This window comes from Marinobacter sp. ES-1 (assembly GCF_000475255.1).
Classification (GTDB): domain Bacteria; phylum Pseudomonadota; class Gammaproteobacteria; order Pseudomonadales; family Oleiphilaceae; genus Marinobacter; species Marinobacter vinifirmus.
This window is the reverse complement of record NZ_AXBV01000019.1, coordinates 1-2,296: the sequence shown is the minus strand read 5'-3', so window position 1 is coordinate 2,296 and position 2,296 is coordinate 1. Positions and strand designations below refer to the sequence as shown.

The window sequence follows — 2,296 nt, the reverse complement described above, 5'->3', positions numbered from 1 at the left end:
TCACGTTCGCCGGAATACGCATCGTGGGCGCATTTTTGGGTCAGAGGGTCTCACAAAAGTCCTTTTCGAGACCAATGAGGTAATTGCCTGCGTGACTAATGAGCTCGCTGACATCGATCAGAGACTGGCTGAAATTTTCTTGCCCTGCCCATCGCATGGAAAGGAATCTTGTCTCAATACGCGGGCCGGCTTCACCGGGAAGCGGATGGCAAGCAGGAGGTGACCATCTACGGTTACCTGGATACTGGTTTACCGATGCTCGAGCGGATGTTCCGGAAGCGGGAGAAGGGCTACAAGGCTATGGGGTATCAGTTCTCTGCCGCATCCGGGCAAACGCGGTTACTGTAATTACGGTAATTACAGTAAATGGTTTTGCGGCCCTGCTGACGAATACAGAGCCAGGTAAGCTCAGGCACGAGACACCCAAAATCTAAATACGGCCGCTGGCTTTGCTGTAAATATCGCCGCGCTCACGTCGCCCTACCGCAATAACTGTCACGAGAATCTCGCCATCCTCGACCTGATAGACCAAACGGTACCCGACGCTCCTTAGCTTTATTTTGTAACAACCCGAGAGCCCGGAGAGGGCATCAGCTGGTACATTAGGATCATCGAGTCGTTTGGTGAGCTTTTTCTTGAACTGGTCCCGAATGGCCGGTGCCAGCTTTTTCCATTCCTTCAGGGCTGAGGGCTTGAACGCAAGGCCATATTTAAAGCTCATTCAGGTCAACCCGGATGCTTGGTTCTGAACGGCGTTCTTTCACAATAGCAACCAATTCTTGATCATCCAGTCTATCAAGCATGGCTTCGTAGATTTCAGCCGGAACGCAGTAAAACGCAGGCTTGTTCCGGTTTAAAACGGCGATAGGAAAGCCCTCACCGGAATCTACGGCGGCCATAGGATTCTTTTTGAGTTCCGAGATGCTTGCTGTAACTTCTGAGTAGATTTGATGGGTCATGTGATTACTCCCGAGACCTTTTAACAGGTCACATGATGATGGCGAATACGAGTTTTTGCAAGTGAAAAGACTGGTTAAAAGGTCTCGGATCGCTTTGCCGATCTCGATGATATGGCCGTCATTTTTTCAGAACACTTTTCCTCTCAGTTTCACACGACAAAGTGCCTATTTTGTTGAAGCTCATGATGGTCTCTCGGGCTGGGCCAGGAAAAACTGCCAAGTTCTTTCCACAAATAGGAGACCAGGGTCTGATTTTACCGGGGAGCGGATGGCAAGCAGGAGGCGACCATCTACGATTCCCTCACTTAGACGTTTTGTAGACGCTCTCCGGTCATTAGGTCCTTGTCGAATGTGTAGCGGTGCATCATTGGATTGTTGTAGCAAATCCCGATTATCCGACTGCTTGTTAATCCCCTTTGTTCCAGAAAGACTGAGCTCTCAAGGCCATACTTATCATTGCACACAGGGCAATTGGCAGAAACTGTAACAACCGAGAGGTGTCGTTCGGTGCTTGATGGGTTGTTCGCCCCGACGCTGGTAATTTCGGCTATACAGACACTACTTAATGGAAGCCTGATCGAATCAACAATAGTGATCTTCCGAGTAATCAGGCGCAGGATCTTCAGTGTTGGTGCTATGAGCATCAGATCTGCTGCCAGCAGGACAGCGAACAGGGCAACCAGCCAGGGGTCATTCGGGTGAAAAAGGTAGATGTACCCGATAGCCAGTGGGAGCAGCAGAAACACCACGACCAGTGCAGACAAGGCAGATAGCCCGCGTGCCTTCTGCGTCCTGAAGAGAGGGTTCGCGATGCTCAGATACCAGGGAGGGCGGCTGATCTTCTCTGTTTTATATCGGATTGTTGAGTAGTCGGAGCCAATTTTGCCAGTCGATTCATCACCGCCGGCTACACCATTATCACCGGTGGTCGCAGCATCTGATGTGACGTAAAAGTGTGCCTCCTTGCCCTTGACCCCCTTTACGTACTCAATTTGAGGAAACTTCGTAAGTCCATATTGGGACAGTTCGGTTTGAAGGCGGCTTCGGTTTGAATTGAGTGCTGCCATGAAGTCCTGAAGCCACTTGCGATACGTTTTGTCGTCTCTCTTTCGCTCCTCATCTGAGCTCGTGTCGCATTCCCGAATCTGTGTCGTGGTCAGATAATTGTGACGGGAGAGGTGAGCAATACAGTTCATGTAAAACTCGTTTTTCTCTCTGCTTTTTCCGCATAGCTCGTCCTCAAGGATCTCAAAGCACCGGCCCAGGAAGGATGCCTGTTTCTCATTAACGCTTTTCGCCAAAGAATTCATAGCCTGTTTGCGTATTCCAGACCAAGG

General features: G+C 50.1%; 4 protein-coding genes. 1 reads left to right on the top strand and 3 read right to left on the bottom strand.

Annotated features, from left to right (window positions below; translation table 11 throughout):
- Positions 1–168 precede the first annotated feature (168 nt).
- Complete coding sequence (locus Q668_RS01065) at positions 169–348, top strand: hypothetical protein (protein ID WP_022987732.1); 180 nt, start codon at positions 169–171, stop codon at positions 346–348.
- A gap of 82 nt (positions 349–430) precedes the next feature.
- On the opposite strand, the gene Q668_RS01060 is transcribed toward Q668_RS01065, so the two are convergent.
- From Q668_RS01060 to Q668_RS01050, 3 genes are all read right to left on the bottom strand, one after another.
- Positions 431–721, bottom strand: coding sequence for a type II toxin-antitoxin system RelE family toxin (locus Q668_RS01060; protein WP_022987731.1), 291 nt, complete (start codon positions 719–721; stop codon positions 431–433).
- Complete coding sequence (locus Q668_RS01055) at positions 711–959, bottom strand: type II toxin-antitoxin system Phd/YefM family antitoxin (protein ID WP_022987730.1); 249 nt, start codon at positions 957–959, stop codon at positions 711–713. Before Q668_RS01055 ends, Q668_RS01060 begins: the two co-directional genes overlap by 11 nt.
- 305 nt (positions 960–1,264) lie before the next feature.
- The coding region (locus Q668_RS01050; RefSeq protein WP_227498251.1) for a hypothetical protein at positions 1,265–2,296 on the bottom strand (1,032 nt) is incomplete at its 5' end.